We start from the raw sequence: 26477 nt of genomic DNA on the forward strand, positions 1-26477 counted from the left end.
GAGGTTCATGAGGACACATATGTACAAGCTCTTCTTCCGTCTGGTTTTCTCACGGATGGACCCGGAGAAGGCCCATCACCTGGCCTTCCGCTGGATCCGGCTCGCCGTTCGCATCCCCGTGCTGCGCACGTTCGTCGCGGCCGCGCTCGCCCCCCGCCACAAGGAACTGCGGACCGAGGCCTTCGGGCTGCGGATGCACGGCCCGTTCGGGCTGGCGGCCGGGTTCGACAAGAACGCCGTCGCCGTCGACGGGATGTCGATGCTCGGCTTCGACCACGTCGAGATCGGCACGGTCACCGGTGAGCCGCAGCCCGGCAACCCGAAGAAGCGGCTGTTCCGGCTCGTGCCGGACCGGGGGCTGATCAACCGCATGGGGTTCAACAACGAGGGCTCCGCGGCTGTGGCGGCCCGCCTGGCCGCTCGCGAGGCGGTTTTCCGGACCGTCGTGGGCGTCAACATCGGCAAGACCAAAGTCGTCCCCGAGGCCGAGGCCGTGGGCGACTATGTGAAGTCCACCGAGCGGCTCGCCCCGTACGCCGACTACCTCGTCGTGAACGTCAGCTCCCCGAACACCCCCGGGCTGCGCAACCTCCAGGCCACGGAGGCGCTGCGCCCCCTGCTGACCGCCGTCCGCGAGGCCGCCGACCGTACGGTCACCGGCCGCCGCGTCCCCCTGCTGGTGAAGATCGCGCCGGACCTGGCCGACGAGGACATCGACGCCGTCGCCGACCTCGCGGTCGAACTGGGCCTGGACGGGATCATCGCCACGAACACCACCATCGCGCGCGCGGGACTCGGTCTGACGTCCGAGCCCTCCGTGGTGAAGGAGACCGGCGGACTCTCCGGCGCACCGCTGAAAACGCGCTCCCTGGAGGTGCTGCGCCGCCTCTACGCGCGCGTGGGCGACCGGATCACCCTGGTGGGCGTCGGGGGCATCGAGAACGCCGAGGACGCCTGGCAGCGCGTCCTGGCGGGCGCCACGCTGGTCCAGGGCTACAGCGCCTTCGTCTACGAGGGCCCCTTCTGGGCCCGCGCCATCCACAAGGGCCTGGCCGCCCGCCTCCGCACGAGCCCCTACGCCACCCTTGCCGACGCGGTCGGCGCCGACGTGAGGAAGACGGTATGACCGAGCCCTTCGGCGCACGACTGCGCCGGGCCATGGACGAGCGCGGCCCGCTGTGCGTCGGCATCGACCCGCACGCCTCCCTGCTCGCCGACTGGGGCCTGAACGACGACGTCACGGGCCTGGAGCGGTTCAGCCGTACCGTCGTCGAGGCCATGGCCGACCGCGTGGCCGTGCTGAAGCCGCAGAGCGCGTTCTTCGAGCGCTTCGGGTCGCGCGGCATCGCCGTACTGGAGAAGTCGGTCGAGGAGGCGCGGGCCGCCGGCGCGCTGGTCGTCATGGACGCCAAGCGCGGGGACATCGGCTCGACCATGGCCGCGTACGCGGAGAGCTTCCTGCACAAGGACGCACCCCTGTTCTCGGATGCGCTGACGGTGTCGCCGTACCTCGGCTACGGGTCCCTGAAGCCCGCCGTGGAGCTGGCACGCGAGAGCGGGGCGGGACTGTTCGTGCTGGCGCTGACCTCCAACCCGGAGGGCGGCGAGGTGCAGCACGCGGTGCGTGGGGACGGCCGGAACGTCGGAGCGACCATGCTGGCCCACCTCGCGGCCGAGAACGCGGGGGAGGAGCCGATGGGTTCCTTCGGCGCGGTCGTCGGGGCCACGCTGGGCGACCTTTCGTCGTACGACCTGGACATCAACGGGCCGCTGCTGGCACCCGGCATCGGTGCCCAGGGGGCCGCCCCGGCCGACCTTCCGGACGTCTTCGGGGCCGCCGTGCGCCGGGTGGTCCCGAACGTCAGCCGGGGTGTTCTGCGTCACGGTCCCGATGTCGTCGCGCTGCGTGACGCCGCGGAACGTTTCGCGGAGGAGATCAGGGCAGTGGTGGACACCGCCTGAGTCCTCCGATGAGTGCCTCCCGGACGGCTTGAGTCTGAATACATCCTCAAATCCAGGGCAGTATGCCTGATATGTCCGACTCCAGGGAGGCTGACCAGGACTTTTCCGCTGTTCTCGCTGACTCTGGCGGAGTTGGCCGCTAGTCTCCGACGAGTGGGGGCACCTCCCACGCTTTTAAGGCAGTGGGGGAGAACGGGCAAGCGTGTTGCTCGTAGCTCCCCAGGTGTGGGGCGACTAGGTTCCTCACCGGTCCGTATCCGACAGTTCGACATCCGAGGTGACGTAGGCGTGGCTCTTCCGCCCCTTACCCCTGAACAGCGCGCAGCCGCGCTCGAAAAGGCCGCCGCGGCTCGCCGGGAGCGGGCCGAGGTCAAGAATCGACTCAAGCACTCCGGCGCCTCCCTTCACGAGGTCATCAAGCAGGGCCAGGAGAACGACGTCATCGGCAAGATGAAGGTCTCCGCTCTCCTGGAGTCCCTGCCGGGCGTGGGCAAGGTCCGCGCCAAGCAGATCATGGAGCGACTCGGGATCTCCGAGAGCCGCCGTGTGCGTGGCCTCGGCTCCAACCAGATCGCCTCCTTGGAGCGCGAGTTCGGCAGCACGGGTTCCTGATCCCGGACGGTCCGGGAATGCGTCCCGGGCACTGCGGGAATGCTGGAATAATCGCTGCATGAGTGAACGTCCGCGGCTGACCGTGCTCTCCGGCCCCTCCGGGGTCGGCAAGAGCACGGTCGTCGCCCATATGCGCAAGGAACACCCCGAGGTCTGGCTCTCGGTGTCGGCGACGACCCGGGGGCCCCGCCCCGGTGAGAAGCACGGAGTCCAGTACTTCTTCGTCACCGACGAGGAAATGGACAAGCTGATCGCCAACGGTGAGCTGCTGGAGTGGGCCGAGTTCGCCGGCAACCGCTACGGCACTCCGCGGGCCGCTGTGCTGGAGCGCCTGGAGGCCGGTGAACCCGTACTCCTGGAGATCGATCTGCAGGGTGCCCGTCTGGTCCGGGAATCCATGCCGGAGGCACAGCTCGTGTTCCTGGCTCCCCCCTCCTGGGAGGAGCTGGTGCGCAGACTCACCGGGCGGGGCACCGAGCCGCCCGAGGTGATCGAGCGCCGCCTGGCCGCGGCCAGAGTCGAGCTGGCGGCCGAGCCGGAGTTCGACACCACCCTGGTCAACACCTCCGTCGAGGACGTGGCGCGTGAGCTGCTAGCCTTGATGGACGTTGTGTGATCGTTTTCGATCTCATTCCCTCTTTCGGAAGGTAGAGCGTGTCCTCTTCGATGACCGCGCCCGAGGGCATCATCAACCCGCCGATCGACGAGCTCCTCGAGGCCACCGACTCGAAGTACAGCCTCGTGATCTACGCGGCGAAGCGTGCCCGTCAGATCAACGCGTACTACTCGCAGCTCGGCGAGGGCCTTCTTGAGTACGTCGGTCCGCTCGTCGACACCCACGTCCACGAGAAGCCGCTCTCGATCGCTCTGCGCGAGATCAACGCGGGGCTGCTGACGTCCGAGGCCATTGAGGGTCCGGCGCAGTAGTATTTTCAGCTTGCAGTTGACTTTTCCACAGGCCCGGCAGCCGCGACTGCCGGGCCTGTGGTCTGCTCGGGGGCGTGGGAGTCGTCCCCCGCAGTGATGCAGCATGGGACGCATACGTTTCCGAGCCCGGGGAGAGACGGTGGACAAACCCAAGGTCGTTCTGGGGGTCAGTGGCGGCATCGCCGCGTACAAGGCGTGCGAGCTGCTGCGTCGGCTGACCGAGTCCGGGCATGACGTACGGGTCGTGCCGACCGCCTCCGCGCTGCACTTCGTGGGCGCCGCCACCTGGTCCGCTCTCTCCGGGAACCCGGTCTCGACCGAGGTGTGGGACGACGTCCACGAGGTGCCGCACGTCCGGATCGGCCAGCACGCCGACCTGGTGGTGGTGGCCCCCGCGACGGCCGACACGCTGGCGAAGGCGGCGCACGGCCTGGCCGACGACCTCCTCACGAACACCCTGCTCACCGCCCGCTGCCCGGTGGTCTTCGCCCCCGCCATGCACACCGAGATGTGGGAGCACCCGGCCACACAGGAGAACGTGGCGACGCTGCGCCGCCGGGGCGCGGTCGTCATCGAGCCGGCCGTCGGCCGCCTCACCGGCGTCGACACGGGCAAGGGCCGCCTGCCCGACCCGGCCGAGATCTTCGAGCTCTGCCGCAGAGTGCTCGCGCGCGGGGTGGTGGAGCCCGATCTCGCGGGTCGACATGTCGTCGTCAGCGCCGGCGGCACCCGAGAGCCGCTCGACCCCGTCCGCTTCCTCGGCAACCGCTCCTCGGGCAAGCAGGGGTACGCCCTGGCCAGGACGGCCGCCGCACGGGGCGCCCGGGTCACGCTGATCGCCGCGAACACCGGGCTGCCGGACCCCGCGGGCGTGGACGTCCTACAGGTCGGTACGGCGGTCCAGCTGCGCGAGGCGGTGCTGAAGGCGGCCGCGGACGCCGACGCGGTCGTCATGGCGGCGGCGGTGGCGGACTTCCGCCCGGAGACATACGCGGCCGGAAAGATCAAGAAGCGGGACGGCCAGGAGCCCGACCCCATCGTCCTGGTTCGCAATCCGGACATCCTCGCGGAGATTTCGGCCGATCGTCCCCGCCCCGGCCAAGTGATAGTCGGCTTCGCCGCCGAGACGGACGACGTCCTCGCCAACGGGCGGACGAAGCTGAAGCGCAAAGGCTGTGACCTGCTGGTCGTGAACGAGGTGGGGGAGCGCAAGACCTTCGGTTCCGAGGAGAACGAGGCCGTGGTGCTGGGCGCCGACGGAAGCGAGATTCCGGTGCCGTACGGCCCGAAAGAAGCCCTGGCCGAAACGGTGTGGGACCTGGTTGCGGGCCGCCTGGGCTGACTGCTTCATTCGCCCCACGGCTCTCCGGGGTCCCGCACATTGGGGTGTGGCACCCTGGCGGAGACCGTGTGCCATTGGGCAGAATGCGGGTGCCGCAGGTCACAGCACTCCCGAGAGGCGAGACAGGAGGGCCGGTGGCCGAACGCGACCGATAAACTGTTCTCGGACGACGCCGGGCGCAGCCCCCGTCCCGTCCACCAATGATCAGCCAGCAGCCGCTGCAACCCCAGGGAGCGTTGTGTCCCGTCGTCTGTTCACCTCGGAGTCTGTCACCGAGGGCCACCCCGACAAGATCGCTGACCAGATCAGCGACACCATTCTCGACGCGCTTCTGCGCGAGGACCCGACCTCCCGGGTCGCCGTCGAGACCCTGATCACGACCGGCCTGGTGCACGTGGCCGGAGAGGTTACGACGAAGACGTACGCGGACATCGCGACGCTGGTCCGCAACAAGGTCCTCGAGATCGGCTACGACTCGTCGAAGAAGGGCTTCGACGGCGCGTCCTGTGGAGTGTCGGTGTCGATCGGCTCCCAGTCGCCGGACATCGCGCAGGGCGTCGACGCGGCGTACGAGGCCCGGGTCGAGGGTGCCGCCGCAGGTGGAGTAGCTGATGAACTCGACAAGCAGGGCGCGGGCGACCAGGGCCTGATGTTCGGCTACGCGACGGACGAGACGCCGACGCTGATGCCGCTGCCGATCTTCCTGGCCCACCGTCTGTCGAAGCGCCTCTCCGAGGTCCGCAAGAACGGCACGATCCCCTACCTGCGCCCCGACGGCAAGACGCAGGTCACCATCGAGTACGACGGCGACAAGGCGGTCCGCCTGGACACGGTGGTCGTCTCCTCCCAGCACGCGTCCGACATCGACCTGGACTCGCTCCTGGCGCCCGACATCCGCGAGTTCGTCGTCGAGCCGGAGCTGAAGGCACTCCTGGACGACGGCATCAAGCTGGACACCGAGGGCTACCGCCTCCTGGTCAACCCCACCGGCCGCTTCGAGATCGGCGGCCCGATGGGCGACGCAGGCCTCACCGGCCGCAAGATCATCATCGACACGTACGGCGGCATGGCCCGCCACGGCGGCGGCGCCTTCTCCGGCAAGGACCCCTCCAAGGTCGACCGCTCCGCCGCGTACGCCATGCGCTGGGTCGCCAAGAACGTCGTCGCCGCGGGCCTCGCCTCCCGCTGCGAGGTCCAGGTCGCCTACGCCATCGGCAAGGCCGAGCCCGTCGGCCTGTTCGTCGAGACCTTCGGCACCAACAAGGTCGACACCGAGAAGATCGAGAAGGCCATCAGCGAGGTCTTCGACCTCCGCCCGGCCGCCATCATCCGCGACCTCGACCTCCTCCGCCCCATCTACTCCCAGACCGCCGCGTACGGCCACTTCGGCCGCGAGCTGCCGGACTTCACGTGGGAGCGCACGGACCGGGTGGACGCGCTGCGGGAGGCGGCGGGGCTGTAGGTCCGCGCCAGTCCCCGTAGGCTCTACGGTTTTTCACGAGGCCCGGTGCCCCTGAGGGGGTGCCGGGCCTCCTCCGTACGTCAGAAGGTCGGGGAACTCGGGCGCGCGGCGGTGTCAGTGCGGTTTGGTAAGAATGCAAGCGTGAGCAGCGAGAACGGGCGCGGTGGCGGTGGCGACGGCACTGAGGGTGCGGCGCCGGAGCAGCTTGCGCTGATTCGGGAGGCTGTGCGCAAGGCGAAGGTGCCGCGGGCGAAGCCGCGGACCTGGCGGGGGGCGGCGGTGGCGAAGGAGCTGCCGGTTGCGCGGGTGCTGGTCGACAAGGGGGTGCTGCATCTTGACCGGTACTTCGACTATGCCGTGCCCGAGGAACTGGACGCCGTCGCCCAGCCCGGCGTGCGGGTGCGGGTGCGGTTCGGGGCCGGGGGGCGGAATGTGCGGGAGGGGCGGCGTGAGGGGGGCTCGCTGATCGACGGGTTCATCGTCGAGCGGGTCGCCGAGTCGGACTACGCGGGGCCGCTGGCCGCGTTGGCGCAGGTCGTCTCGCCCGAGCCGGTGCTGGGGCCCGAGCTGTTGGGGTTGGCCCGGGCTGTTGCCGATCGGTATGCCGGGAGCCTGGCGGATGTGTTGCAGTTGGCCGTTCCGCCCCGGCATGCCAGGGCCGAAGCGGTGGAGATGCCGCCTGCCCCCGCGCCTCCGACCGCGCCCGACGCCGGGTCCTGGCGGCGGTATGGGCGCGGGGCGGAGTTTCTGGGTGCCCTCGCCGCCGGTGGGGCGCCTCGGGCCGTGTGGACCGCGCTGCCCGGGCCCGGGTGGGCCGAGGAGATCGGGCGGGCCGTGCAGGCGACGCTCTCGTCGGGTCGGGGGGCGCTCGTCGTCGTACCGGCCGGGCGGCCCGCGGCGCGCGTGGACGCCGCGCTGCGGGGGCTGTTGGGGGAAGGGCAGCATGCGGTGCTGACCGCCGACGCGGGGCAGGAGCGGCGGTATCGGGAATGGCTGGCCGTGCGGCGGGGGGCCGTGCGGGCGGTGGTCGGGACACGGGCCGCGATGTTCGCTCCGGTGCGTGATCTCGGGCTGGTCGTCGTGTGGGACGACGGCGACGGCAGCCACAGTGACGACAACGCTCCGTTCCCGCATGTGCGGGAGGTGCTGGAACTGCGCGCCGCTCGGGACAAGTGCGGATTTCTGCTGGGGAGTTGGAGCTGCACGGTCGAGGCCGCGCAGCTCGTCGAGAGCGGCTGGGCCGCGCCGCTCGTCGCGGACCGGGAGCAGGTGCGGGCCGCCGCCCCGCTGGTGCGGACCGTGGGGGACGGGGATCTCGCCCGGGACGAGGCCGCGCGCGCGGCGCGGTTGCCGAGTCCGGCGTGGCAGATCGCGCGGGACGGATTGCGGCAGGGCCCTGTGCTGGTGCAGGTGCCCCGGCGGGGGTACGTACCGCGGATGGCCTGCGCACAGTGCCGTGAACCCGCTCGGTGTCGGCGGTGCGCCGGGCCCCTGGAGGCACAGCAGGGGACCGAGGCCCTGCGGTGCGGGTGGTGCGGTCAGGAGGAGGGCGCCTGGCGCTGCCCCGAGTGCGGAGGGCTGCGGTTGCGGGCCCAGGTCGTGGGGGCGCGGCGGACCGCCGAGGAACTCGGGCGGGCCTTTCCCGCCGTGCCCGTGCGGACCTCCGGGCGGGAGCAGGTGCTGGACACCGTGTCGGGGGCGCCCGCGCTGGTCGTGAGCACACCGGGGGCCGAGCCGGTCGCCGAGGGCGGGTACGCGGCCGCCCTGCTGCTCGACGGATGGGCCATGCTCGGGCGGCCCGACCTGCGGGCCGGGGAGGACGCGTTGCGGCGATGGATCGGGGCCGCCGCGCTGGTACGGGATCAGGGCGCCGGGGGGACGGTCGTGGTCGTCGCCGAGCCGACGCTCCGGCCCGTGCAGGCGCTGGTGCGGTGGGATCCCGTGGGGCACGCGGTGCGGGAGCTCGCCGAGCGGGCCGAGCTGGGGTTTCCGCCGGTCTCGCGCATGGCCTCGGTGGCCGGTCCGGTCGAGGCGGTGGTCGAGTTCTTCGCCGGGGTCGAACTGCCTCGGGACGCGGAAGTGCTGGGGCCCGTGCCGCTGTCGGTCACGGAGGCCGGGGGGCCCCGGCGGGTCGGGGGGCCACCGCCGGGGGAGCGGTGGGAGCGGGCGCTGATTCGGGTGCCGCCGGGGAGCGGGGCCGCGTTGGCTGCCGCGTTGAAGCATGCGCAGGCGGCTCGGGTGGCGCGTGGGGGGAGCGGGAGTGGGAGTGAGGCGGTGCGGATTCGGATCGATCCGCTGGACATCGGGTGACGAGGGCGTGTGCGTGGCCCCGGGGCCGTGCGTGGCGTCGGGCGGTGCGCCGACTTTCGTACGTACGCCGTGACGTGCGCGCATGCGACTGCCTCCCGGTCGGGTACCGGGAGGCAGTCAGGAAGAGTGGGTCAGCCGTTGCGGGGACCCGGGAAGGCCGTGGGCCTCACCTCGTCGCGGAGTGTCGGGCTGCCCGCCGTCGGTTGGGTCGGCATGGAGCGGGCCGCCGGGACCGTGGGCATGCCGGCGTTGACACTGACCGTGCGGGTGCCCTGCGGCTCCGTGCCGCGCTCGGCTTCCGCGGCGGCCTGGGCGGTGGCGCGGCGGGCGCCGTAACGGCGGTGCACCGCCTGCTTGGTGACCCCGAGCGCGGAGCCCACCGCGTCCCACGAGAAGCCTAGTGAGCGGTCGAAGTCCACGGCCGCCGTGACCAGGGTCTCGACGCTGTCCCGCAGCTCCTGGGCGAGGCGGACGGTCGGGGCGGGAGCGCGTCCGTAGACGACGAAGCCCGTGGAAGGGCCGGAGCGGCGCGGGCGGTAGACGTTGCCCAACTGGGCGGTCAGGGTGCGTAGTGCGTCCACCTGCCGGCGGACCCGCTCGATGTCCCGCACCAGCAAGTGCAGGCTGGCCCGAGCCTGGGCGTCGTGGGTTGCGTGGTCGGCCATGAACAAGCCTCTCGAACCGGCGTTGAAAAGGAGTGGGCCGCGATCGCGGCCCGTTGTGGTCAACTCTTTCTTGACCAACGCGATTTCGCTCCGCTGGTCACGGTGTGGGGGCGTACGGGCATATGCGTACGCCCTCGGGGGTCGGGTGCGAGGTTCGGCTCCGCCGGGGTGGGGGCGCCGAACCGCCTCGGCTTCGCCTTCGGCGGGATGGCGTTTCCCACACGCACCGCCCGTGCGGGTCCGATGTCGGGTGCGGGTCTTCTTGTGGGGGTGCGGCGCCGTCGGCGGCTGCGGATTGTGAGGCGGGTTCGGGCCGGAGTGCCGTGCTTCGGCCCTGGCACCCCCGCTCCCATAGACTGGTGCGCTGCCCCGCCCCCGTGCGGGTCCCCCTCCGTAACTCCCGCCCGAGAGGCCGACAGTCACCCATGAAGCTGGTCTTCGCAGGTACGCCCGAGGTTGCCGTTCCCGCTCTGGACGCGCTGATCGCGTCGGAGCGGCATGAGGTGGCCGCCGTGGTCACACGGCCGGACGCGCCGGCGGGGCGGGGGCGGCGGCTGGTCGCGAGTCCGGTGGCGCAGCGGGCGGAGGAGGCGGGCATCGAGGTGCTGAAGCCGGGCAAGCCGCGGGACGAGGAGTTCCTGGCGCGGTTGCGGGAGGTCGCGCCCGACTGCTGTCCTGTCGTCGCCTACGGGGCGCTGCTGCCGCGCGTCGCCCTCGACGTGCCCGCCCACGGATGGGTCAATCTGCACTTCTCGTTGCTGCCCGCCTGGCGCGGGGCCGCCCCCGTGCAGCACTCGATCATGGCGGGGGACGAGATCACCGGGGCCTCCACCTTCCTCATCGAGGAGGGGCTCGACTCCGGGCCCGTCTACGGGACCGTCACCGAGGAGATCCGGCCCACCGACACCAGCGGTGACCTCCTGACCCGGCTCGCCTTCGCCGGTGCGGGGCTGCTGGCCGCGACCATGGACGGGATCGAGGACGGGACCCTGAAGGCCGTGCCGCAGTCCGCCGACGGGATCAGTCTCGCGCCGAAGATCACCGTCGAGGACGCGCACGTCGACTGGTCCGCCCCGGCCCTGCGTGTCGACCGGGTCGTGCGCGGGTGCACGCCCGCGCCCGGGGCGTGGACGACGTTCCGCGGCGAGCGGCTGAAGCTCGTCCATGTCGCGCCCGTGCCCGAGCGCACGGATCTCGCGCCGGGCGCGCTGGACGTCGGCAAGAACAACGTGTACGTCGGGACCGGCTCGTACGCCGTCGAGCTGCTGTGGGTCCAGGCGCAGGGCAAGAAGCCGATGCGTGCCGCCGACTGGGCGCGCGGGGTCCGGATCGCCTCCGGTGAGGCCCTCGGGACGGCCTGATCCACGCCCACCCCGACGACGTACGCTGGAAACCGCACCCCCTTTCCCACATCCGGAGCACCTTTTCGTGAGCGAGCAGTCCCGTCGGCCCCGTAAGCCGGGCAAGCCCCACCGTCGTCCCCAGAAGGACCCCGTCCGCATCCTCGCCTTCGAGGCGCTGCGGGCCGTCGACGAGCGGGACGCCTACGCGAACCTCGTCCTGCCGCCGCTGCTGCGGAAGGCGAGGGAGAAGGGCGACTTCGACGGGCGGGACGCGGCGCTGGCGACCGAGCTGGTGTACGGGACGCTGCGGCGGCAGGGGACGTACGACGCCGTCATCGCCGAGTGCGTCGACCGGCCCCTCGGGGAAGTGGACCCGCCGGTGCTCGACGTACTCAGCCTCGGTGCGCACCAGCTGCTCGGCACACGCATCCCGACCCACGCCGCCGTCTCCGCCACCGTCGAGCTCGCCCGGGTCGTGCTGGGCGACGGGCGGGCCAAGTTCGTCAACGCCGTGCTGAGGAAGGTCGCCCAGGACGACCTCGACACGTGGATCGAGCGGGTCGCACCGCCGTACGACGAAGACCCCGAGGACCATCTGGCCGTCGTGCACTCGCACCCCCGGTGGGTCGTCTCGGCCCTGTGGGACTCGCTGGGCGGCGGCCGGGCCGGGATCGAGGATCTGCTCGAAGCCGACAACGAGCGGCCCGAGGTGACGCTCGTCGCCCGGCCGGGGCGTGCCACCACCGAGGAACTCCTCCAGGAGGAGGCGGCACAGCCGGGACGCTGGTCGCCGTATGCCGTGCGGCTCACCGAGGGCGGCGAACCGGGCGCCGTCGACGCCGTACGGGAAGGCCGTGCGGGGGTGCAGGACGAGGGCAGCCAGCTCGTCGCGCTGGCCCTCGCGGGCGCGCCCCTGGAGGGGCCGGACAAGGCGTGGCTCGACGGGTGTGCCGGGCCCGGGGGCAAGGCCGCCCTGCTCGCCGCTCTCGCCGCCGAGCGCGGGGCCGTGCTGCTCGCGAGCGAGAAGCAGCCCCATCGGGCGGGGCTCGTCGCCAGGGCGCTGGACGGCAATCCGGGGCCGTATCAGGTCATCGCCGCCGACGGGACGCGTCCGCCGTGGCGGCCCGGCACCTTCGACCGGGTGCTGATGGACGTTCCCTGTACGGGGCTCGGAGCACTGCGGCGTCGGCCCGAGGCCCGGTGGCGGCGTCGGCCCGAGGACCTGGACGGGTTCGCGCCGCTCCAGCGCGAGCTGCTGCGGACCGCCCTCGACTCCGTACGCGCCGGCGGTGTCGTTGGGTACGCGACCTGTTCGCCGCACCTCGCCGAGACCCGCGCGGTCGTCGACGACGTGCTCAAGCAGTACGGCGATGCGGCCGAACTCCTCGACGCCCGGCCGCTGCTGGAGGGCGTACCGGCCCTGGGCGAGGGCCCCGACGTACAGCTGTGGCCGCATCTGCACGGGACGGACGCCATGTATCTGGCGCTCATCCGCCGGACTGCGTGACCCTCTCGGTGGTTCCGTCGCTGGGCCCCGCCGTCCTCCCGCGCCGGCGGGTGCGGCCACTACACCTTCGGGCCGATGTCCAGGAACACGGACGAAGCCGATCCCCGCGAAGGCGACCATGGGGGGCGTGCCGAGGGCGGCGAAGGTGCCGGCCAGGACCAGGCCCGCGGAGGTGATCACAGAGCCTGTCGCGGCCAGGCCGGTCACCACGCCCCGGCGGGTGCCCTGACGGGCGGCCTCCTCGCGGATGCGGGTGGTCAGGAAGATGTGTAGTCGATGCCGAGAACTACCACGAAGACGAAGACAAAGACGAAGACGAAGACGACGAGCGGGAAGTCCGTCGACTCGCCCGCGTAGTCGAACAGGTGGCGGAAGGCCAGGGCGCTGATGCCGAGCGCGGCCGCGAACGACGGGATCACCGTCGCGATGAGCGGCAACGGCGCGATCAGGGCGCGGAGCAGGACACAGAGGATCAGCATCACGACGACCAGGACCAGCGGGATGATCAGTACGTTGTCGTGGGTCGTGGCGTCGTCCATGTCCAGCAGGGCCGCCGTGCTGCCGCCCACCTGGGCGTCGGCGTCCGGTACCGGGTGGACGGCGTCCCGCACGCGTTCCACGGTCTGCTTCGCGGCCTCGCTGTCCGCGGGCTCCGTCATGGTGGCCTCGAACAGGACCTTGCCCTCGAACTCGGGTTTCGTGTTCGGCGGCAGGCCGAGCGATTCGGGTACGACGCCCTCCGTCGTGATCGGCACGAGGACCTGGGCCGCCCGCGGGCCGGTCTCCCGGTCGAAGATCGGTCCCCGGGTCTCCGCGTCGCGGATGCCGTGGTCGCGCAGCTCGCTGACCTGCCGTACGTCCTCCTCGATCCGCGCCCGGTCGGTCCTCGGCGGTGAGGCCGCTCTCGCGGGCGTACACGACGATCGCGGGGATCTGCTCGGGCCTGAAGTCCTCGGTGATCTCCAGGACTTGAGTGGACTCGGCCGAGCCCGGCAGCCACGAGGCTGTGTGGTTGTCCTGGGCATCGGTGAGCTTCTGCGCGAACGGCGCAGCCACAAAGAGCACCACCAGCCACAACACCAGCTACTTGGCACGACGCCCGCAGACGAGGTGCGCGACCGCGCGACTGCCCGTCCCGGTCTCCTTGGTCTCCGTCATGGCCACCCCCGCAGCCGTACGCGGGCCTGTCTGCCATGGGGCGCAGTTCCCCGCGCCCCTTAAGGGGCGCGGGGAACTGCGCGAGCAACCAGTGGCGACCCGCAGATTGCCCACAACCCTCGCCAGGCAGGACCCACCCGCGCAACCCCCGGAGGGCATGGCAGGCTTGGAGCATGGCAGTGCAGATCAACCCCAGCATCCTGTCCGCCGATTTCGCCCGACTCGCCGAGGAGGCGAAGTCGGTCGAAGGGGCCGACTGGCTTCACGTCGACGTGATGGACAACCATTTCGTACCGAACCTCACGCTCGGTGTGCCGGTCGTAGAGTCCCTGGCCCGTGCGACGGATACGCCGTTGGACTGCCATCTGATGATCGAGGCCCCTGATCGGTGGGCGCCCCAGTACGTGGAAGCGGGTGCCGGTTCCGTCACCTTCCATGTCGAGGCGGCAGCCGCGCCGGTGCGGCTCGCCCGCGAGATCCGGGCCAAGGGAGCCAGGGCCTCCATGGCGCTGAAGCCGGCGACTCCCGTCGAGCCGTACGAGGATCTGCTGCCCGAGCTCGACATGGTGCTGATCATGACGGTCGAGCCGGGATTCGGCGGCCAGGCCTTTCTCGACATCATGCTGCCGAAGATCCGCCGGACCCGAGAGCTGATCAACAAGCACGGCCTGGAGATGTGGCTGCAGGTCGACGGCGGTGTCTCGGCCTCCACCATCGAGCGCTGCGCCGAGGCGGGCGCGGACGTCTTCGTCGCCGGTTCGGCGGTGTACGGGGCGGACGACCCCGCCGAGGCGGTCCGCGCACTGCGGGTTCAGGCGGAGTCGACTACCGCCACGGCAGCCTGGGCATGCGACCACTGAGCCAAGGGAACATGAACGCCGCCCGTTCGGGGCTGATCGAATACGCCGGATCTGCAAGGATGAACGGCGTATCCAGAGTGTGAACAGCAGTGAGGAGAAGGCCGTGTCGGGTATGTCGGCGGGCCGGTCAGCCATGCGGATGGGACCCGCTGAGCTGGTGCAGGCGGCGGCCATGGCACGTCGCTTCTACCTGGAGGGCAAATCCAAGATCCAGATCGCGGAGGAGTTCGGCGTCAGCCGCTTCAAGGTGGCCCGGGTCCTGGAGACCGCTCTCGAACGGGACCTTGTACGCATCGAGATCCGCGTCCCGGCCGAGCTGGACGCCGAGCGCTCCGACGCGCTGCGCGCCCGCTACGGCCTCAGGCACGCCGTGGTGGTCGAGTCCCCGGCCGATGCGGAGGAGTCGCCCGACCCCGAGAACCTCGGCGAGGTCGCCGCGGATCTGCTCGGTGAACTGGTGAACGAGGGCGATGTCCTCGGCCTCGCCTGGGGCCGCTCCACCATCCACATGGCGGCCGCCCTCGACCGGCTGCCGCCCTGCACGGTGGTGCAGCTGACGGGCGTGTACGACGCCGGGACCGCCGAGCGCGGCTCGGTGGAGGCGGTCAGGCGCGCGGCCCAGGTGTCGGGCGGGGACGCCCACCCGATCTACGCGCCGATGCTGCTGCCCGACGCGGCCACCGCCGCCGCGCTGCGCAACCAGACCGGGATCGCCCGCGCCTTCGAGTACTTCGACAAGGTCACGGTCGCCTGCGTCTCCATCGGATCCTGGGAGGCGGGCATCTCGACGGTGCACGACATGCTCACCGACGAGGAACGCGCCCACTACTCCTCCCTCGGTGTCGCCGCCGAGATGTCCGCGCACCTCTTCGACGCCGACGGCCGCCGGGTCGGACGGGACCTTGGGGAGCGGTGCATCACCGTCAAGGCCGACCAGCTCCGCCGTGTCCCCGAGGTCGTCGCGATCGCGGGCGGGCAGCGGAAGGCGGCCGCGATCGACGCGGTGCTCCGGTCGGGGCTGGTGACGAGCCTGGTGACGGACACGTCCGCGGCGGACTACCTGCTGACGGCGGGGCCGGCGCCGAGGCCCGCGCTCAACCGGGCGGACCCCGACGGACACTGACGGGCCCCGACGGCGCGCCCCACGGGGGCGGCCGTGACAGCATCGGTGCCATGCTGCTGCGGTCCGTCCCCCGGGTGCTCGTCGCGGGGCTGCTCGTCTGTCTTGCCGTACTCGTCGCGGGCTGTTCCTCCACGGAAACGGCAGGAAGACCTTCCTGGGCCGGCGACATGGCGACCGTCACCGAGGTCCGACTCCCCGCCCAGGCGCGGGAGACACTCACCCTCATCGACGACGGCGGCCCCTTCCCGTACGCCAAGGACGGCAGCGTCTTCGGGAACTTCGAGGGCCTGCTGCCCTGGCATCCGCGGGGCTATTACCGCGAGTACACGGTGCGGACGCCCGGCGAGAGCGACCGAGGGGCTCGGCGCGTCGTCACGGGCGACGGCGGCGAGGTCTACTACACCGGTGATCACTACGACTCGTTCAGGGCGGTACTGAGATGAGCGACGGGACGCTGGCCGAGGTACTGGCCGCCGGAGGCTGGGCCCATGTCGAGCTGGACCTCGCCGGAGCCGCCGACAAGCCCGCCTTCATGGACCGCGCCGCCCGCGCCTTCGACCTGCCCGACTACTTCGGCCGGAACTGGGACGCGCTCGCCGACTGCCTCACCGACCTGTCGTGGGCCCCGCCCGTGCGGGGGCGGCTCGTCGTGGTCACCGGCTGGCAGGACTTCGCCGGGGCGGTGCCGCACGACTGGGACATCGCGCGGGAGGTCTTCGCACAGGCCGCCGACCACTGGAGCGGCACGGACAGCGAACTCCGGGTGGTGCTGGACCTCGGAGGATCCTCCCAATCCGCCCCCGACCTGCCTGGATGATCTGTCCGGGCAGGCCGTACCGGTCGACATGGGACAATGAAGTACGTGCTCTTCCCCCTGGCTGACCTGTCCGGGGGCCACCTCTGATCGACTGGGATGTGCAGCACGTGCGTTTCCTCAATGACATCCAGCCCGCGTACGACCTGACGTACGACGACGTCTTCATGGTCCCGAACCGCAGCGCCGTCGGTTCGCGGCAGGGCGTCGACCTGTCCGCCCCGGACGGCACGGGCACGACCATCCCGCTCGTCGTCGCCAACATGACCGCGATCGCCGGGCGCCGCATGGCCGAGACCGTGGCCCGGCGCGGCGGCCTCGTGGTCATCCCGCAGGACATCCCGATCGAGGTCGTCACCGAGGTCATCTCCTGGGTCAAGCAGCGTCACCTGGTGCTCGACACCCCGATCGTGCTCACCCCGCACCAGACCGTCGCCGACGCGCTGGCCCTGCTGCCGAAGCGGTCGCACAACGCGGGCGTCGTCGTCGACGAGGAGGGCAGGCCGGTCGGTGTGGTCACCGACGCCGACCTGTCCGGCGTGGACCGCTTCACCCAGCTGGAAGTGGTCATGTCCAGGGACCTGCTGCTGCTCGACGCGGACATCGACCCGCGCGAGGCCTTCAACCGCCTCGACACCGCCAACCGCCGCTACGCGCCCGCCGTGGACGCCGACGGCAAGCTCGCGGGCATCCTCACCCGCAAGGGCGCCCTGCGCGCCACGCTCTACACCCCGGCCGTCGACGCCAAGGGCAGGCTGCGCATCGCCGCCGCCGTCGGCATCAACGGCGATGTCGCGGGCAAGGCGAAGCAACTGCTCGACGCGGGCGTCGACACGCTGGTCATCGACACCGCGCACGGCCACCAGGAGTCGATGCTCAGCGCCATCAAGCTGGTGCGCGACCTCGACCCGGGGGTGCCGATCGTGGCGGGCAACATCGTCGCCGCCGAGGGCGTACGGGACCTCGTCGAGGCCGGGGCGGACATCATCAAGGTCGGTGTCGGACCGGGCGCCATGTGCACCACCCGCATGATGACCGGCGTGGGCCGGCCGCAGTTCTCGGCCGTGCTGGAGTGCGCCGCCGAGGCGAGGAAGTACGGCAAGCACGTGTGGGCCGACGGCGGGGTCCGGCACCCGCGCGACGTGGCCATGGCGCTGGCGGCGGGTGCGTCGAACGTCATGATCGGGTCGTGGTTCGCGGGCACGTACGAGTCCCCGGGCGACCTCCAGCAGGACGCGAGCGGCCGCCTCTACAAGGAGTCGTTCGGCATGGCCTCCGCGCGCGCCGTCCGCAACCGTACGAGCGAGGAGTCCGCGTACGACCGCGCCCGCAAGGCCCTGTTCGAGGAGGGCATCTCCACCTCGCGCATGTTCCTCGACCCGGCCCGCCCGGGCGTCGAGGACCTGATCGACTCGATCATCGCGGGTGTCCGCTCCTCCTGCACCTACGCAGGCGCCGCCTCCCTGGAGGAGTTCGTGGAGAAGGCCGTCGTCGGCATCCAGAGCGCGGCCGGCTACGCGGAGGGCAAGCCGCTGCACGCCAGCTGGTGAACCCGAGTCGACTCTCTTCTGTACGGCCCCTGTTGTCGCGTCCGGACGCGACAACAGGGGCCGTCAGCGTGCGCGCTGATCCGCCGGAACATTCGTCAAGCGCTCTTGACGTCAAGCCTGCCTGACGAGACGCTGGTCGGTATGACGACACCGCAGAGCATCGAACCGCAGCACACCCTGCTGACCGCCGTGGCCCGGCTGGACGAGCTGCGGAACCGGGAGTCGCTGGCCGGCTTCGGGAGCGACGGGGAGGCCCTCGGCCGGGCGGAACTGCTGGAACTGCTGGCGCTGAGCGAGGTCGTGGCCCGCAAGGCGGCGTACGGGCGACAGCTCACCGTGCGCGCGGCCCGCGAGGCGGGTGCCTCCTGGTCCCAGATCGGCGCGGCCCTCGGCACCAGCAAACAGGCCGCTTGGGAGGCCCACACCCGGTGGATCGACGGCCAGGCGGCGGCATACGGCAGGCCGGGGCAGATGGGGATCGACGAGGACGACGCGGCGGAGGCCCGGGCGATCGCGGGGGAGCCGGACGAGGGCTGAGAGCGGCGGCCCGCCTGCCTCGTCGCCCCCTGCCTGGAAAGCGCTTGCGCGCAACACTTGAAAGCCCCCGCGCAACGAACCTGCATGCTGCTGCGATAAACGAAACGATCTTGTGGAGATGCGCAAGGTTGCTGCACTACGCCCGTGAAGCCCTGGCTCATAGGGTCATGCGCTGTACGTGGCATGGCGGGAACCCCTTGCTCGGTGGCCCCCTTCCCTCGGGTTGCCGTCGGTCCTCACCGGCCCAGACCGGCAGCGATGAAGGAGCCGACGCGTGCTCGACCACGGCGCACCACCGAAGACCAGCAGTCACCCCACCCCGTAGTCCTCCGGCGCAGCCGCGCGCCTGATGCGCCGCAAGCTCGTGGAAGCGCTGGTCTCGGTGGGCGGACGGGGCGAGGGAGGCTCGCCCCGGCGGTTCCTGGGGCTGTGGCAGCTCACCATGATCAGCATCGGCGCCACGCTCGGCATTGGCATCTTCGTGGTGCTCGGCGAGGCCGTCCCCGACGCCGGGCCGCTGTCACTCCCGGACATGCGCCGTACGTTCTGTGTGCCGCTGTCCCCGCTGTTTCCCGCGCTCGGCTTCGCCTCTGGATGATGGGCAGCGTCTCTGGAACTCTGTGTGTGCCTGAGTGAATCGGGCTTTTCGGGTGCGGCGTGGTCGTGTGCGGTTGCCGTCGGGGTCCGAACCTCGGGGTGAGGGGGAGGACTTCGGTGGCGTGCGCGTGGTGGAAGCCGGTCCGCTCGGCGGCGCGGGTGCGCCGCCGACAGGTTCCGTGGGAGAGCCGCGCCCGGTAGCCGGTGGGAAGGTGGTCTTCCGGCCGGTTGCGGGGTGTGGGTACTCCATGACCTGGCACCGGCCCGTGAGGGGTGGGTGCCTGGGTGTCACACCCCGCCGGACGCTTGACCACCCCGGTGGGGGTGGTGGCGGGGACCGTACGCACATCGGGCATACGGCGGGAAGTCTTCGACCGGCGGGCCGGGCCGGTGTGGGGCGGGTCTTGCCGGGGGTGGTCTTCGGCCCGTGCGGGCGGGATGGTGCGGCCGCTTGGCGGCGGGCGCGCCGCAGGCGGCGGGTGGTCTTCTTGGGGCGGCGCACCGCGTGGACGGTGCCCTCGACGGTGGTGCGGATGGCGCGGGCCGATTCACGCAGGAAAACACAGCAAAACTGCCAGGAGTTGAAGACCTTCGACACCGTCACCTGGGGGTCTTCGGAGTCTGGATGGCGGTCGGGCTCGTGTTCTACTTCGGGTACGGCGCTTGCCGTTCTCGTCTTGCGACACCAGAAGTGAAGTGAACCACCCGCAGTGCTGAACGATCTCGACGAACGCATCGTGCACGCCCTCGCCGAGGACGCCCGCCGCTCGTATGCCGACATCGGCCAACTGGTCGGCCTGTCCGCACCCGCCGTCAAACGGCGCGTGGACCGGCTGCGCGCCACCGGAGCCATCACCGGCTTCACCGTCCGCGTCGACCCGGCGGCCCTCGGCTGGGAGACCGAAGGGTTCGTCGAGATCTACTGCCGGCGCAACACCTCGCCGGAGACCATCCAGCGCGGCCTGGAGCGCTACCAGGAGATCGTGGCCGCCTCCACCGTCACCGGTGAGGCCGACGCGGTCGTCCAGGTCTTCGCCTCCGACATGCGGCACTTCGAGCGGGTGCTGGAGCGGATCGCGGGGGAGCCGTTCGTGGAGCGGACGAAGTCGGTGCTGGTGTTGTCGCCGTTGTTCCGGAGGTTCTCGTCGGGGTCACCGACGTAGGCGCTCCGCTTGGGGCGGCGTTCTGGCCCTCCGACCACGCGGCGGTGATCACCACATTCTCCCTGCGCGGCGGAACCGAACCCGGCTAAGATCGGTTCCATGACCTGGCGACATTGATCCACCAGCCGTGCCTCCCGAGGGCCACCTCGGACGCCGTCACTCCGGCATCCGAACTGTCCCTGCGGGAAGGCCTCATGACACTCTCACCTGCGCGTGTGCCCACCACCGGCGTCCGACGACTGACGGCCACGCTGTACGGCTACGCGTTCCTCGACGACTTCGTCCTGCTCTACCCGGTGTACGCGCTGCTGTTCAGTGACACCGGACTCTCGGTCTGGCAGATCTCCTCCCTGTTCGCCCTCTGGTCGGTCACCGCTGTCGCGCTGGAGGTCCCGTCCGGTGCCTGGGCCGACGCCGTCTCCCGACGGCTGCTGCTCTGGCTCGGCCCCCTGCTCACCGCCGTCGGCTTCGCCCTCTGGGTGCTCGCCCCCTCCTACTGGGCGTTCGCCCTCGGCTTCGTGCTCTGGGGCGTCAAGGGAGCGCTGGGCTCAGGCGCGCTCGAAGCACTGGTCTACGAGGAGCTCGAACGGCTCGGCGCCGCCCACCGCTACGCCCGTGTGATGGGCCGCGCCCAGGCCGCCGGGCTCGTGGCCGTGATGGCGGCCATGGGCCTGGCCGGCCCCGTGCTCGACCTGGGCGGCTATCCGGCCGTCGGCCTGGCCAGCGTCCTGGTCTGCCTGCTGACCTCGGCGGTCGCGTACCGATTCCCGGAACACCGGGCACCGGCCGTTGACGGCGACGGCCGACCCTCGATGCTCATGTCGCTGAAGACCGGCCTCGGCGAGGCACGCCGTGACCGACGGGTGCGCGGGGCGCTGCTGCTCGTCCCGGCCGTCAGCGCCGTGTGGGGCGCGCTCGACGAGTACACACCGCTGCTGGCACGCGGCACCGGCGTCGCGGACGAGACGGTCCCGTATCTGCTCCTCCTCATCTGGACGGGAGCCACGGCCGGAAGTCTGCTGGCGGGTCCGGCCGAACGCCTCGGCGCGTCCGGACTGGCCGGCGTGCTCGCGGGCTCCGCACTGGCCCTGGCGTGGGGCGCGGCCACCGGGACACCGGCTGGCATCGCCCTGGTGGCCCTCGCCTTCGGTGGGTTTCAGCTGGCGACCGTCCTCGCCGACGCCCGGCTCCAGATGCGCATCGAGGGCGAGGCCCGGGCCACGCTGACCTCGGTCGCGGGCGTGGGCACCGAACTGGCCACAGTGGGGGTGTTCGGGGCGTACGCGACGATCGGCTCGGCCACCACCCACGGCACGACCTTCGCGGTGTTCGCGGTGCCGTATCTGGTGACGGCACTGCTGCTGGCGGCCAGGCGCTCCGGGGGGAGTGCGGCATGAAAGCCGCAGGCTGTCCGTGGCCGGCCGCGCCCACGTGGTCCACGTGGTCCACGTAGTCCACGCGGTCAACGCGGTCAACGCGGTGGAGCCGTACGATGACACAGCCCCGTGCCTCTGACGGGGCGCGGTGACGCACCGGTCCTCTTCGGCAAGGCGGCTCATGGCCTCGGCCGCCACGGCACGACCGTGCAGCGGCCGAGGCCCCGCTCGACCGAGGCCAAGCTCGCCGAGCCGGCGCACCCGGGCAGGCCCTCGGGGTCCAAGCCGTCCGTGACCGTCCGGCTGTGGCCGGGCAGGGCGTGGCCGGGCCGGGTGTTGGCCTCCGCCGGGCCGTCGCTGTCCTGCGCCGCCAAGTGTCCTTCGCGAGGGCAACGCGACGCCGTTCCTGGCCGACCGGTACAGCCTGGCGGTGCCAGCCACCGCGGTCACGGTGGCGAGCAGCGCGGCGAGCGCGGTGATCGTGCCGAGCGCGGTGATCTTCGTACGACGGTCCATGACAGCCCCTTCGACAGGCGGTGCGGGCAGTGGCCCCGGACGCATTCCACTGTCCCGGCACCGAGCCCTCATCCACATCCCTCTGCGGAGCTCACCCCGCCTCCCTTTCAGGGGGGGGCGCACGGCTCTGACCTGCGCCCCCAGGCCGAGAACCTCTCACCCACAGGGCGTGCAACGAATCGACGCAGGACCCCTGTCGCACGCAATGAATCGTCCACCGGCGCGCAACGGCTCCCGCTTGTCGGGCCGAGCGCGCCGACCGTACCGTCTATCTGGCCCCCAACCCCCTGGCCCCCAACCCCCTGGCCCCCAACCCCCTGGCCCCCAACCCCCTGTTCCGGTGAGGATCACGCATGCGCACCGCCCTGCTCCAGAGCTCCGGCCGCCCCGGCTCGGTCGTCGAGAACCTCAAGGTTCTCGACGAGGCCGCGGGCCGTGCCGCCGCAGCGGGCGCCGGGCTCCTGGTGGCACCGGAGATGTTCCTGACCGGGTACGCGATCGGCGACGACATCGCCCGGCTCGCCGAGCCCGCCGACGGGGAGTCCGCCGACGCGGTCGCGGAGATCGCCGGACATCACGGCCTCGCGGTCGTCTACGGCTACCCCGAACGCGACGGCGAGCGGGTCTTCAACTCCGCCCAGCTCATCACCGCCGACGGCATCCGCCTCGCCGCCTACCGCAAGACCCACCTCTTCGGCCGCTTCGAGCGCGACCACTTCACACCGGGCGAGCAGCCGGTCGTCCAGGCCGAGCTGAACGGGCTCCGGATCGGGATCATGATCTGCTACGACGTGGAGTTCCCGGAGAACGTCCGCGCGCACGCCCTCGCCGGCACCGACCTCCTCGTGGTGCCCACGGCCCAGATGCACCCGTTCCAGTTCGTCGCCGAGTCCGTCGTCCCGGTGCGGGCCTTCGAGAACCAGATGTATGTGGCGTACGTCAACCGGGTCGGTCGGGAAGGGGAGTTCGAGTTCGTCGGGCTCTCCACACTGGCCGGCCCCGACGGGGTGCCCCGGACCCGCGCCGGGCGCGGTGAGGAACTCCTCCTCGCTGACACCGACCCCGCCTTCCTCGCGGCCTCACGCGAGGCGAACCCGTACCTGAAGGACCGTCGCCCCGGCCTCTACGGGTCCCTCATCTGACCCCCACGCCTCAGCCCCACCCCCGAGCTTTCGTGCAAGGAGTCCGTACCCCATGACGTCCACGGTGCCCAACGCCGTCGAGCACGCAGACGAGCAGCAGCCGCCGATCACCATGTTCGGCCCGGACTTCCCGTACGCGTACGACGACTTCCTCGCCCACCCGGCGGGCCTCGGCCGGATACCCGCGACCGAGCACGGCACCGAGGTCGCGGTGATCGGCGGCGGGCTGTCGGGCATCGTGGCCGCGTACGAGCTGATGCAGATGGGCCTCAAGCCGGTCGTGTACGAGGCGGATCGGATCGGCGGACGGCTGCGGACCGTCGGCTTCGAGGGCTGTGACCCGTCGCTGACCGCCGAGATGGGCGCGATGCGCTTCCCGCCGTCCTCCACGGCCCTCCAGCACTACATCGACCTGGTCGGCCTGGAGACCCGCCCGTTCCCCAACCCCCTTGCCGAAGCGACGCCTTCGACGGTCGTCGACCTCAAGGGTGAGAGCCACTGCGCCGAGACGCCCGACGACCTTCCGCAGGTCTACCGGGACGTGGCGAACGCCTGGAACAAGTGCCTGGAAGAGGGCGCCGACTTCTCCGGCATGAACCGGGCCATGCGTGAGCGCGACGTGCCGCGCATCCGCGAGATCTGGGCGAGGCTCGTCGAGAAGCTCGACAACCAGACCTTCTACGGATTCCTCTGCACGTCCGAGGTCTTCACGTCCTTCCGGTGCCGGGAGATCTTCGGTCAGGTCGGCTTCGGGACGGGAGGCTGGGACACGGACTTCCCCAACTCCATCCTCGAAATCCTGCGCGTCGTCTACACCGAGGCCGACGACCACCACCGCGGCATCGTCGGCGGTTCCCAGCAACTGCCGCTGCGGCGTGGGAGCGCGAGCCGGAGAAGGTCGCGCACTGGCCGTACGGGACGTCGCTCAAGTCCCTGCACGCGAACGGTGAGCCGTGTGCCGACCGGGACCCGGCTGCCCGCGGTGCGGTGCAGCCGGGTCACGGTGACGGACGCGCAGGGTGACATCTACCTCTCGTGCACCTGGTGCGACGACAGCGTCTCTGATTGGCTTAGGGATCCACCGTGTTGCTCAGGGATGTGAGCCAATCGCCTTCGTGCCCTGGTACTGAACGGCGGAAGCCGTCAGCCCGCGTGGCACGCCCCTCCGGACGCTGGTCGGTCAGGTCGGGTGACCCCACCGAGGAGGGTGCCCGACGTCGCCTGGGCGCCGGGCGTGCACGTCACACTCTGTCACAGGGGTGCCACGTTGCGCTAACTCGGGTGGGGTGAGCCTGAAGTGGCTGCCGCTGTCCGCGAACGAGCGGATGGAGGTCATGCTGAAGTCGCTCGGCGAGATCTACCCGAAGGTCGACATCAGGAAGCACATCATCGGCAGTCCGGTGACGGTGTCCTGGGAGAACGAGCCCTACTTCATGGGTGCGTTCAAGGCCAACCTGCCGGGCCACTACCGCTACCAGCGGCGCCTGTTCACGCACTTCATGCAGGACCGGCTGCCCGCGGACAAGCGGGGGGTCTTCCTTGCCGGTGACGACATCTCCTGGACGGCCGGCTGGGCCGAGGGCGCCGTGCAGACCGCGCTGAACGCCGTGTGGGGCGTCATGCACCACTTCGGCGGGGAGACCGACCCGGCCAACCCCGGGCCCGGCGACGTCTACGACGAGATCGCGCCGGTGGAACTGCCCGAGGGCTGAGGCCTGAGGCCTGAGGACTGAGCGCCTGGGGCCGGGCCGGTCGCCCGGGATCACACGCCGGCCGCCCGCGCCGCCTCGTACACCTCGGCGGCCACCTCCTTGAGCTCCTGGGCGTCCCGCGCGCCGCCCTGGAGGTCGAGGAAGAACTCGTCGAGGCCGATCTCGGCATGGGCCTTGAGGTCCGTCACGATCTGCTCGACGTTCCCCTGGAACGGGGCGCGGTCCGTGCCGTCGTACGCCTTCGCCGTGTACCGCGGGTTCACCCGCACCACCGACTCGATCGGCCTCGTACGGCCGCGCTCGGCCGCCAGGTCCTGCAACTGCCGCCACTGTGTGGCGAGTTGCTCGGCCGGTCCCATGGCGATCGGCATCCAGCCGTCGGCGCGGTCGACGAGCCGGGTGAGCGCCTTCCTGCTGTTGGCGGGCAGCAGGATCGGGATCGGCCGGGCGGGCTTGGGCCCGATCACGGACGGCGCGATCTTGGTGAGGCGGCCCTCGTACACCACCGGGTCCGGGCCCCACACCGCCTGGCACACGTCGAGAACCTCGTCCAGGACCCGGCCGCGCTCCTCGAACGGGGCGACCCCCGCGGCCGCGTACTCGTCGAGCGACCAGCCCGTGCCGAGGCCCGCCACCACCCGGCCGCCGCTCGCCGAGTCCAGCGTGCCGAGGGCCTTGGCCAGCTGGAACGGGTTGTGGAGCGGGGCTACCAGGACGCTCGTGCCGAGCCGGACCCGCTCGGTGGCCGTGGCGGCCAGTGTGAGGGTGACCAGGGGTTCGGGGACGCTGCGGTACATGTCGGGCCAGGGCAGGCCCGGGATGCCGTAGAGGCCCTGCGTCGCGGGCTCCGGGAACAGGGCGCGCTCGTACACCCACAGGCTCTCGTAGCCGATCTGCTCGGCGGTGCGCGCCACATCGGGTACGTCCTTGCCGATGTCGTACTGCCGCGCCTGCGGAAGACTGAGGCCCAACCGAATGGCCATGCGTACGCTCCTTTGCGTCGTTCGCGTCAAACGGTTCAACCGTCAACCTAACGCGCCCTGAAGCGGAATCGACGGTATGCGGGGCGGGTGTGGCCGGATCAGTCCGGCAGGGGAGTGAGCAGCATCCGGCCCGCCAGCCCCACCGCCGCGTCCAGGCGGTCGCCGAACTCCTCGGCGAGATCGGGGAGCGGGCGCAGGGCCCACAGGGCGCGGGCGGTCGCCCAGGTGGCGTCACGCGCCCGCTCCAGGCTCCACGCGCCGAGGAGATGGGTGAGCGGATCGGCGACCTGGAGGAGGTCGGGACCCGGCATCAGATCTTCGCGGATGCGCTCCTCCAGCGAGACGAGGAGATCACCCACCCGGTCGAACTCGTCCTCCAGATCGGCGGGTTCGCAGTCGAGCGTACGACAGGCGTCCACGACGGCGAGCGCCAGATCGTGGCCGATGTGCGCGTTGATGCCCGCGAGCGCGAACTGCAGCGGTCGTACGCCGGGATGGCGGCGGAACTGCAGCAGGGGCCGCCAGCAGGCGGGCGCGGGTCCTCCTTCGGCGACTCTCAGGTACCGCTCGGCGAACCGCACGTCCAGCGTGACCGCGGCCGCGGTGTCGGGGAACTCCCCGGCGTCCAGCTGCCGGTCGACGGCCTCCGTGACGGTGAGGTAGACGCGGTTGAAGACCGCGATCCCGTCCCGCTCGGGCAGGGCCGAGTCGAGAGCGCGCATCCGGGAGACGACCGTGTCCAGCGAGTCGACGGGAGGGGTGAAGTGTTCCAACTGCGCCATATGGGCAGGGTCCCAGGCCTAGGCTGAGCCGCGT

At 71.3% G+C, this 26477-nt stretch carries 23 protein-coding genes and 4 pseudogenes; 22 read left to right on the plus strand and 5 right to left on the minus strand.

From position 1 onward, the window contains the following. Positions 1–19 precede the first annotated feature (19 nt). The 8 genes from ACWD3C_RS16020 (at position 20) to ACWD3C_RS16055 (ending at position 8615) form a co-directional block, all read left to right on the plus strand. The gene (locus tag ACWD3C_RS16020) at positions 20–1126 is read left to right on the plus strand and encodes a quinone-dependent dihydroorotate dehydrogenase (RefSeq protein WP_451144412.1); all 1107 of its coding nucleotides are present in this window, start codon (positions 20–22) and stop codon (positions 1124–1126) included. Next, positions 1123–1962: an orotidine-5'-phosphate decarboxylase gene (pyrF, locus tag ACWD3C_RS16025; RefSeq protein WP_451144242.1), complete on the plus strand. Its 840-nt coding sequence runs from the start codon at positions 1123–1125 to the stop codon at positions 1960–1962. Before ACWD3C_RS16020 ends, pyrF begins: the two co-directional genes overlap by 4 nt. 288 nt (positions 1963–2250) lie before the next feature. Continuing rightward, positions 2251–2574: an integration host factor gene (locus tag ACWD3C_RS16030; RefSeq protein ID WP_003977346.1), complete on the plus strand. Its 324-nt coding sequence runs from the start codon at positions 2251–2253 to the stop codon at positions 2572–2574. A gap of 58 nt (positions 2575–2632) precedes the next feature. Beyond that, positions 2633–3190, plus strand: a complete 558-nt coding sequence (gene gmk / locus ACWD3C_RS16035; protein WP_451144244.1) for a guanylate kinase — start codon at positions 2633–2635, stop codon at positions 3188–3190. A gap of 38 nt (positions 3191–3228) precedes the next feature. Continuing rightward, complete coding sequence (gene rpoZ, locus ACWD3C_RS16040) at positions 3229–3501, plus strand: DNA-directed RNA polymerase subunit omega (protein ID WP_017242218.1); 273 nt, start codon at positions 3229–3231, stop codon at positions 3499–3501. 139 nt (positions 3502–3640) lie between these two features. After that, positions 3641–4843, plus strand: a complete 1203-nt coding sequence (gene coaBC, locus ACWD3C_RS16045; protein WP_451144246.1) for a bifunctional phosphopantothenoylcysteine decarboxylase/phosphopantothenate--cysteine ligase CoaBC — start codon at positions 3641–3643, stop codon at positions 4841–4843. A 238-nt stretch (positions 4844–5081) separates the two neighbouring features. Continuing rightward, on the plus strand, positions 5082–6305 hold the full coding sequence (gene metK, locus ACWD3C_RS16050) for a methionine adenosyltransferase (RefSeq protein WP_451144248.1): 1224 nt from the start codon (positions 5082–5084) through the stop codon (positions 6303–6305). A 141-nt stretch (positions 6306–6446) separates the two neighbouring features. After that, positions 6447–8615, plus strand: coding sequence for a primosomal protein N' (locus tag ACWD3C_RS16055; RefSeq protein WP_451144250.1), 2169 nt, complete (start codon positions 6447–6449; stop codon positions 8613–8615). Positions 8616–8746: 131 nt separating this feature from the next. Here ACWD3C_RS16055 and ACWD3C_RS16060 read toward each other — a convergent pair whose 3' ends face one another. Next, the gene (locus ACWD3C_RS16060; protein ID WP_451144252.1) at positions 8747–9280 is read right to left on the minus strand and encodes a hypothetical protein; all 534 of its coding nucleotides are present in this window, start codon (positions 9278–9280) and stop codon (positions 8747–8749) included. A gap of 425 nt (positions 9281–9705) precedes the next feature. Here ACWD3C_RS16060 and fmt point away from each other — a divergent pair, with 425 nt between their 5' ends. Together fmt and ACWD3C_RS16070 are read left to right on the plus strand one after the other, a co-directional pair. After that, positions 9706–10641, plus strand: a complete 936-nt coding sequence (gene fmt, locus ACWD3C_RS16065; RefSeq protein WP_451144254.1) for a methionyl-tRNA formyltransferase — start codon at positions 9706–9708, stop codon at positions 10639–10641. 67 nt (positions 10642–10708) lie between these two features. Next, the gene (locus tag ACWD3C_RS16070; RefSeq protein WP_451144256.1) at positions 10709–12130 is read left to right on the plus strand and encodes an RsmB/NOP family class I SAM-dependent RNA methyltransferase; all 1422 of its coding nucleotides are present in this window, start codon (positions 10709–10711) and stop codon (positions 12128–12130) included. Between the two features lie 59 nt (positions 12131–12189). Here ACWD3C_RS16070 and ACWD3C_RS16075 read toward each other — a convergent pair. Next, positions 12190–13213, minus strand: a pseudogene (locus ACWD3C_RS16075) (MMPL family transporter). 248 nt (positions 13214–13461) lie between these two features. On the opposite strand from ACWD3C_RS16075, the gene rpe reads away from it, so the two are divergent. The 10 genes and pseudogenes from rpe to ACWD3C_RS16125 all read left to right on the plus strand — a co-directional run bounded on the left by rpe (position 13462) and on the right by ACWD3C_RS16125 (position 21329). Further along, positions 13462–14148: a ribulose-phosphate 3-epimerase gene (rpe, locus tag ACWD3C_RS16080; protein WP_451144258.1), complete on the plus strand. Its 687-nt coding sequence runs from the start codon at positions 13462–13464 to the stop codon at positions 14146–14148. A gap of 79 nt (positions 14149–14227) precedes the next feature. Then, on the plus strand, positions 14228–15271 hold the full coding sequence (locus ACWD3C_RS16085; protein ID WP_451144260.1) for a sugar-binding transcriptional regulator: 1044 nt from the start codon (positions 14228–14230) through the stop codon (positions 15269–15271). A 50-nt stretch (positions 15272–15321) separates the two neighbouring features. Continuing rightward, the gene (locus tag ACWD3C_RS16090) at positions 15322–15714 is read left to right on the plus strand and encodes a ribonuclease domain-containing protein (protein WP_451144262.1); all 393 of its coding nucleotides are present in this window, start codon (positions 15322–15324) and stop codon (positions 15712–15714) included. After that, positions 15711–16088 carry a barstar family protein gene (locus ACWD3C_RS16095; RefSeq protein WP_451144264.1) on the plus strand — a complete coding sequence of 126 codons (378 nt, stop codon included), beginning with the start codon at positions 15711–15713 and terminating at the stop codon, positions 16086–16088. The genes ACWD3C_RS16090 and ACWD3C_RS16095 overlap by 4 nt, the downstream gene beginning before the upstream one ends. 107 nt (positions 16089–16195) lie before the next feature. After that, positions 16196–17635 (plus strand): GuaB1 family IMP dehydrogenase-related protein, encoded by a 1440-nt coding sequence (locus ACWD3C_RS16100; protein WP_451144266.1) that lies wholly within the window; start codon positions 16196–16198, stop codon positions 17633–17635. 141 nt (positions 17636–17776) lie between these two features. After that, a complete protein-coding gene (locus ACWD3C_RS16105) occupies positions 17777–18172 on the plus strand; it encodes a hypothetical protein (RefSeq protein WP_451144268.1) in 396 nt (131 codons plus the stop codon). A gap of 274 nt (positions 18173–18446) precedes the next feature. After that, positions 18447–18761, plus strand: a pseudogene (locus tag ACWD3C_RS16110) (amino acid permease); the annotation flags it as partial. A gap of 595 nt (positions 18762–19356) precedes the next feature. Then, a pseudogene (locus ACWD3C_RS16115) lies at positions 19357–19469 on the plus strand (amino acid permease C-terminal domain-containing protein); the annotation flags it as partial. A gap of 10 nt (positions 19470–19479) precedes the next feature. Beyond that, the gene (locus ACWD3C_RS16120; protein WP_451144270.1) at positions 19480–19932 is read left to right on the plus strand and encodes an Lrp/AsnC family transcriptional regulator; all 453 of its coding nucleotides are present in this window, start codon (positions 19480–19482) and stop codon (positions 19930–19932) included. A gap of 194 nt (positions 19933–20126) precedes the next feature. Next, positions 20127–21329, plus strand: a complete 1203-nt coding sequence (locus tag ACWD3C_RS16125; protein WP_451144272.1) for an MFS transporter — start codon at positions 20127–20129, stop codon at positions 21327–21329. Between the two features lie 158 nt (positions 21330–21487). Here the strand turns inward: ACWD3C_RS16125 and ACWD3C_RS16130 are convergent, their stop codons facing one another. Next, positions 21488–21682 (minus strand): hypothetical protein, encoded by a 195-nt coding sequence (locus tag ACWD3C_RS16130; protein WP_451144274.1) that lies wholly within the window; start codon positions 21680–21682, stop codon positions 21488–21490. 495 nt (positions 21683–22177) lie between these two features. On the opposite strand from ACWD3C_RS16130, the gene ACWD3C_RS16135 reads away from it, so the two are divergent. Both ACWD3C_RS16135 and ACWD3C_RS16140 read left to right on the plus strand, forming a co-directional pair. Next, complete coding sequence (locus tag ACWD3C_RS16135) at positions 22178–22966, plus strand: carbon-nitrogen hydrolase family protein (protein WP_451144276.1); 789 nt, start codon at positions 22178–22180, stop codon at positions 22964–22966. 52 nt (positions 22967–23018) lie between these two features. Next, positions 23019–24678 (plus strand): annotated as a pseudogene (locus ACWD3C_RS16140) (flavin monoamine oxidase family protein). 50 nt (positions 24679–24728) lie between these two features. On the opposite strand, the gene ACWD3C_RS16145 reads toward ACWD3C_RS16140, so the two are convergent. Together ACWD3C_RS16145 and ACWD3C_RS16150 are read right to left on the minus strand one after the other, a co-directional pair. After that, positions 24729–25661, minus strand: a complete 933-nt coding sequence (locus tag ACWD3C_RS16145; protein ID WP_451144278.1) for an LLM class F420-dependent oxidoreductase — start codon at positions 25659–25661, stop codon at positions 24729–24731. A 98-nt stretch (positions 25662–25759) separates the two neighbouring features. Further along, positions 25760–26443 (minus strand): DUF5995 family protein, encoded by a 684-nt coding sequence (locus ACWD3C_RS16150; protein ID WP_451144280.1) that lies wholly within the window; start codon positions 26441–26443, stop codon positions 25760–25762. Positions 26444–26477 lie beyond the last annotated feature (34 nt).

The organism is Streptomyces sp. NPDC002845 (assembly GCF_053591955.1).

Coding starts and splice junctions, on each gene's coding strand:
- pyrF (WP_451144242.1), top strand. CDS start 1,123: ATGACCGAGCCCTTCGGCGCACGACTGCGCCGGGCCATGGACGAGCGC.
- ACWD3C_RS16060 (WP_451144252.1), bottom strand. CDS start 9,280: ATGGCCGACCACGCAACCCACGACGCCCAGGCTCGGGCCAGCCTGCAC.
- ACWD3C_RS16145 (WP_451144278.1), bottom strand. CDS start 25,661: ATGGCCATTCGGTTGGGCCTCAGTCTTCCGCAGGCGCGGCAGTACGAC.
- gmk (WP_451144244.1), top strand. CDS start 2,633: ATGAGTGAACGTCCGCGGCTGACCGTGCTCTCCGGCCCCTCCGGGGTC.
- ACWD3C_RS16090 (WP_451144262.1), top strand. CDS start 15,322: ATGCTGCTGCGGTCCGTCCCCCGGGTGCTCGTCGCGGGGCTGCTCGTC.
- rpe (WP_451144258.1), top strand. CDS start 13,462: ATGGCAGTGCAGATCAACCCCAGCATCCTGTCCGCCGATTTCGCCCGA.
- ACWD3C_RS16135 (WP_451144276.1), top strand. CDS start 22,178: ATGCGCACCGCCCTGCTCCAGAGCTCCGGCCGCCCCGGCTCGGTCGTC.
- ACWD3C_RS16105 (WP_451144268.1), top strand. CDS start 17,777: ATGACGACACCGCAGAGCATCGAACCGCAGCACACCCTGCTGACCGCC.
- fmt (WP_451144254.1), top strand. CDS start 9,706: ATGAAGCTGGTCTTCGCAGGTACGCCCGAGGTTGCCGTTCCCGCTCTG.
- ACWD3C_RS16020 (WP_451144412.1), top strand. CDS start 20: ATGTACAAGCTCTTCTTCCGTCTGGTTTTCTCACGGATGGACCCGGAG.
- ACWD3C_RS16150 (WP_451144280.1), bottom strand. CDS start 26,443: ATGGCGCAGTTGGAACACTTCACCCCTCCCGTCGACTCGCTGGACACG.
- ACWD3C_RS16125 (WP_451144272.1), top strand. CDS start 20,127: ATGACACTCTCACCTGCGCGTGTGCCCACCACCGGCGTCCGACGACTG.
- ACWD3C_RS16095 (WP_451144264.1), top strand. CDS start 15,711: ATGAGCGACGGGACGCTGGCCGAGGTACTGGCCGCCGGAGGCTGGGCC.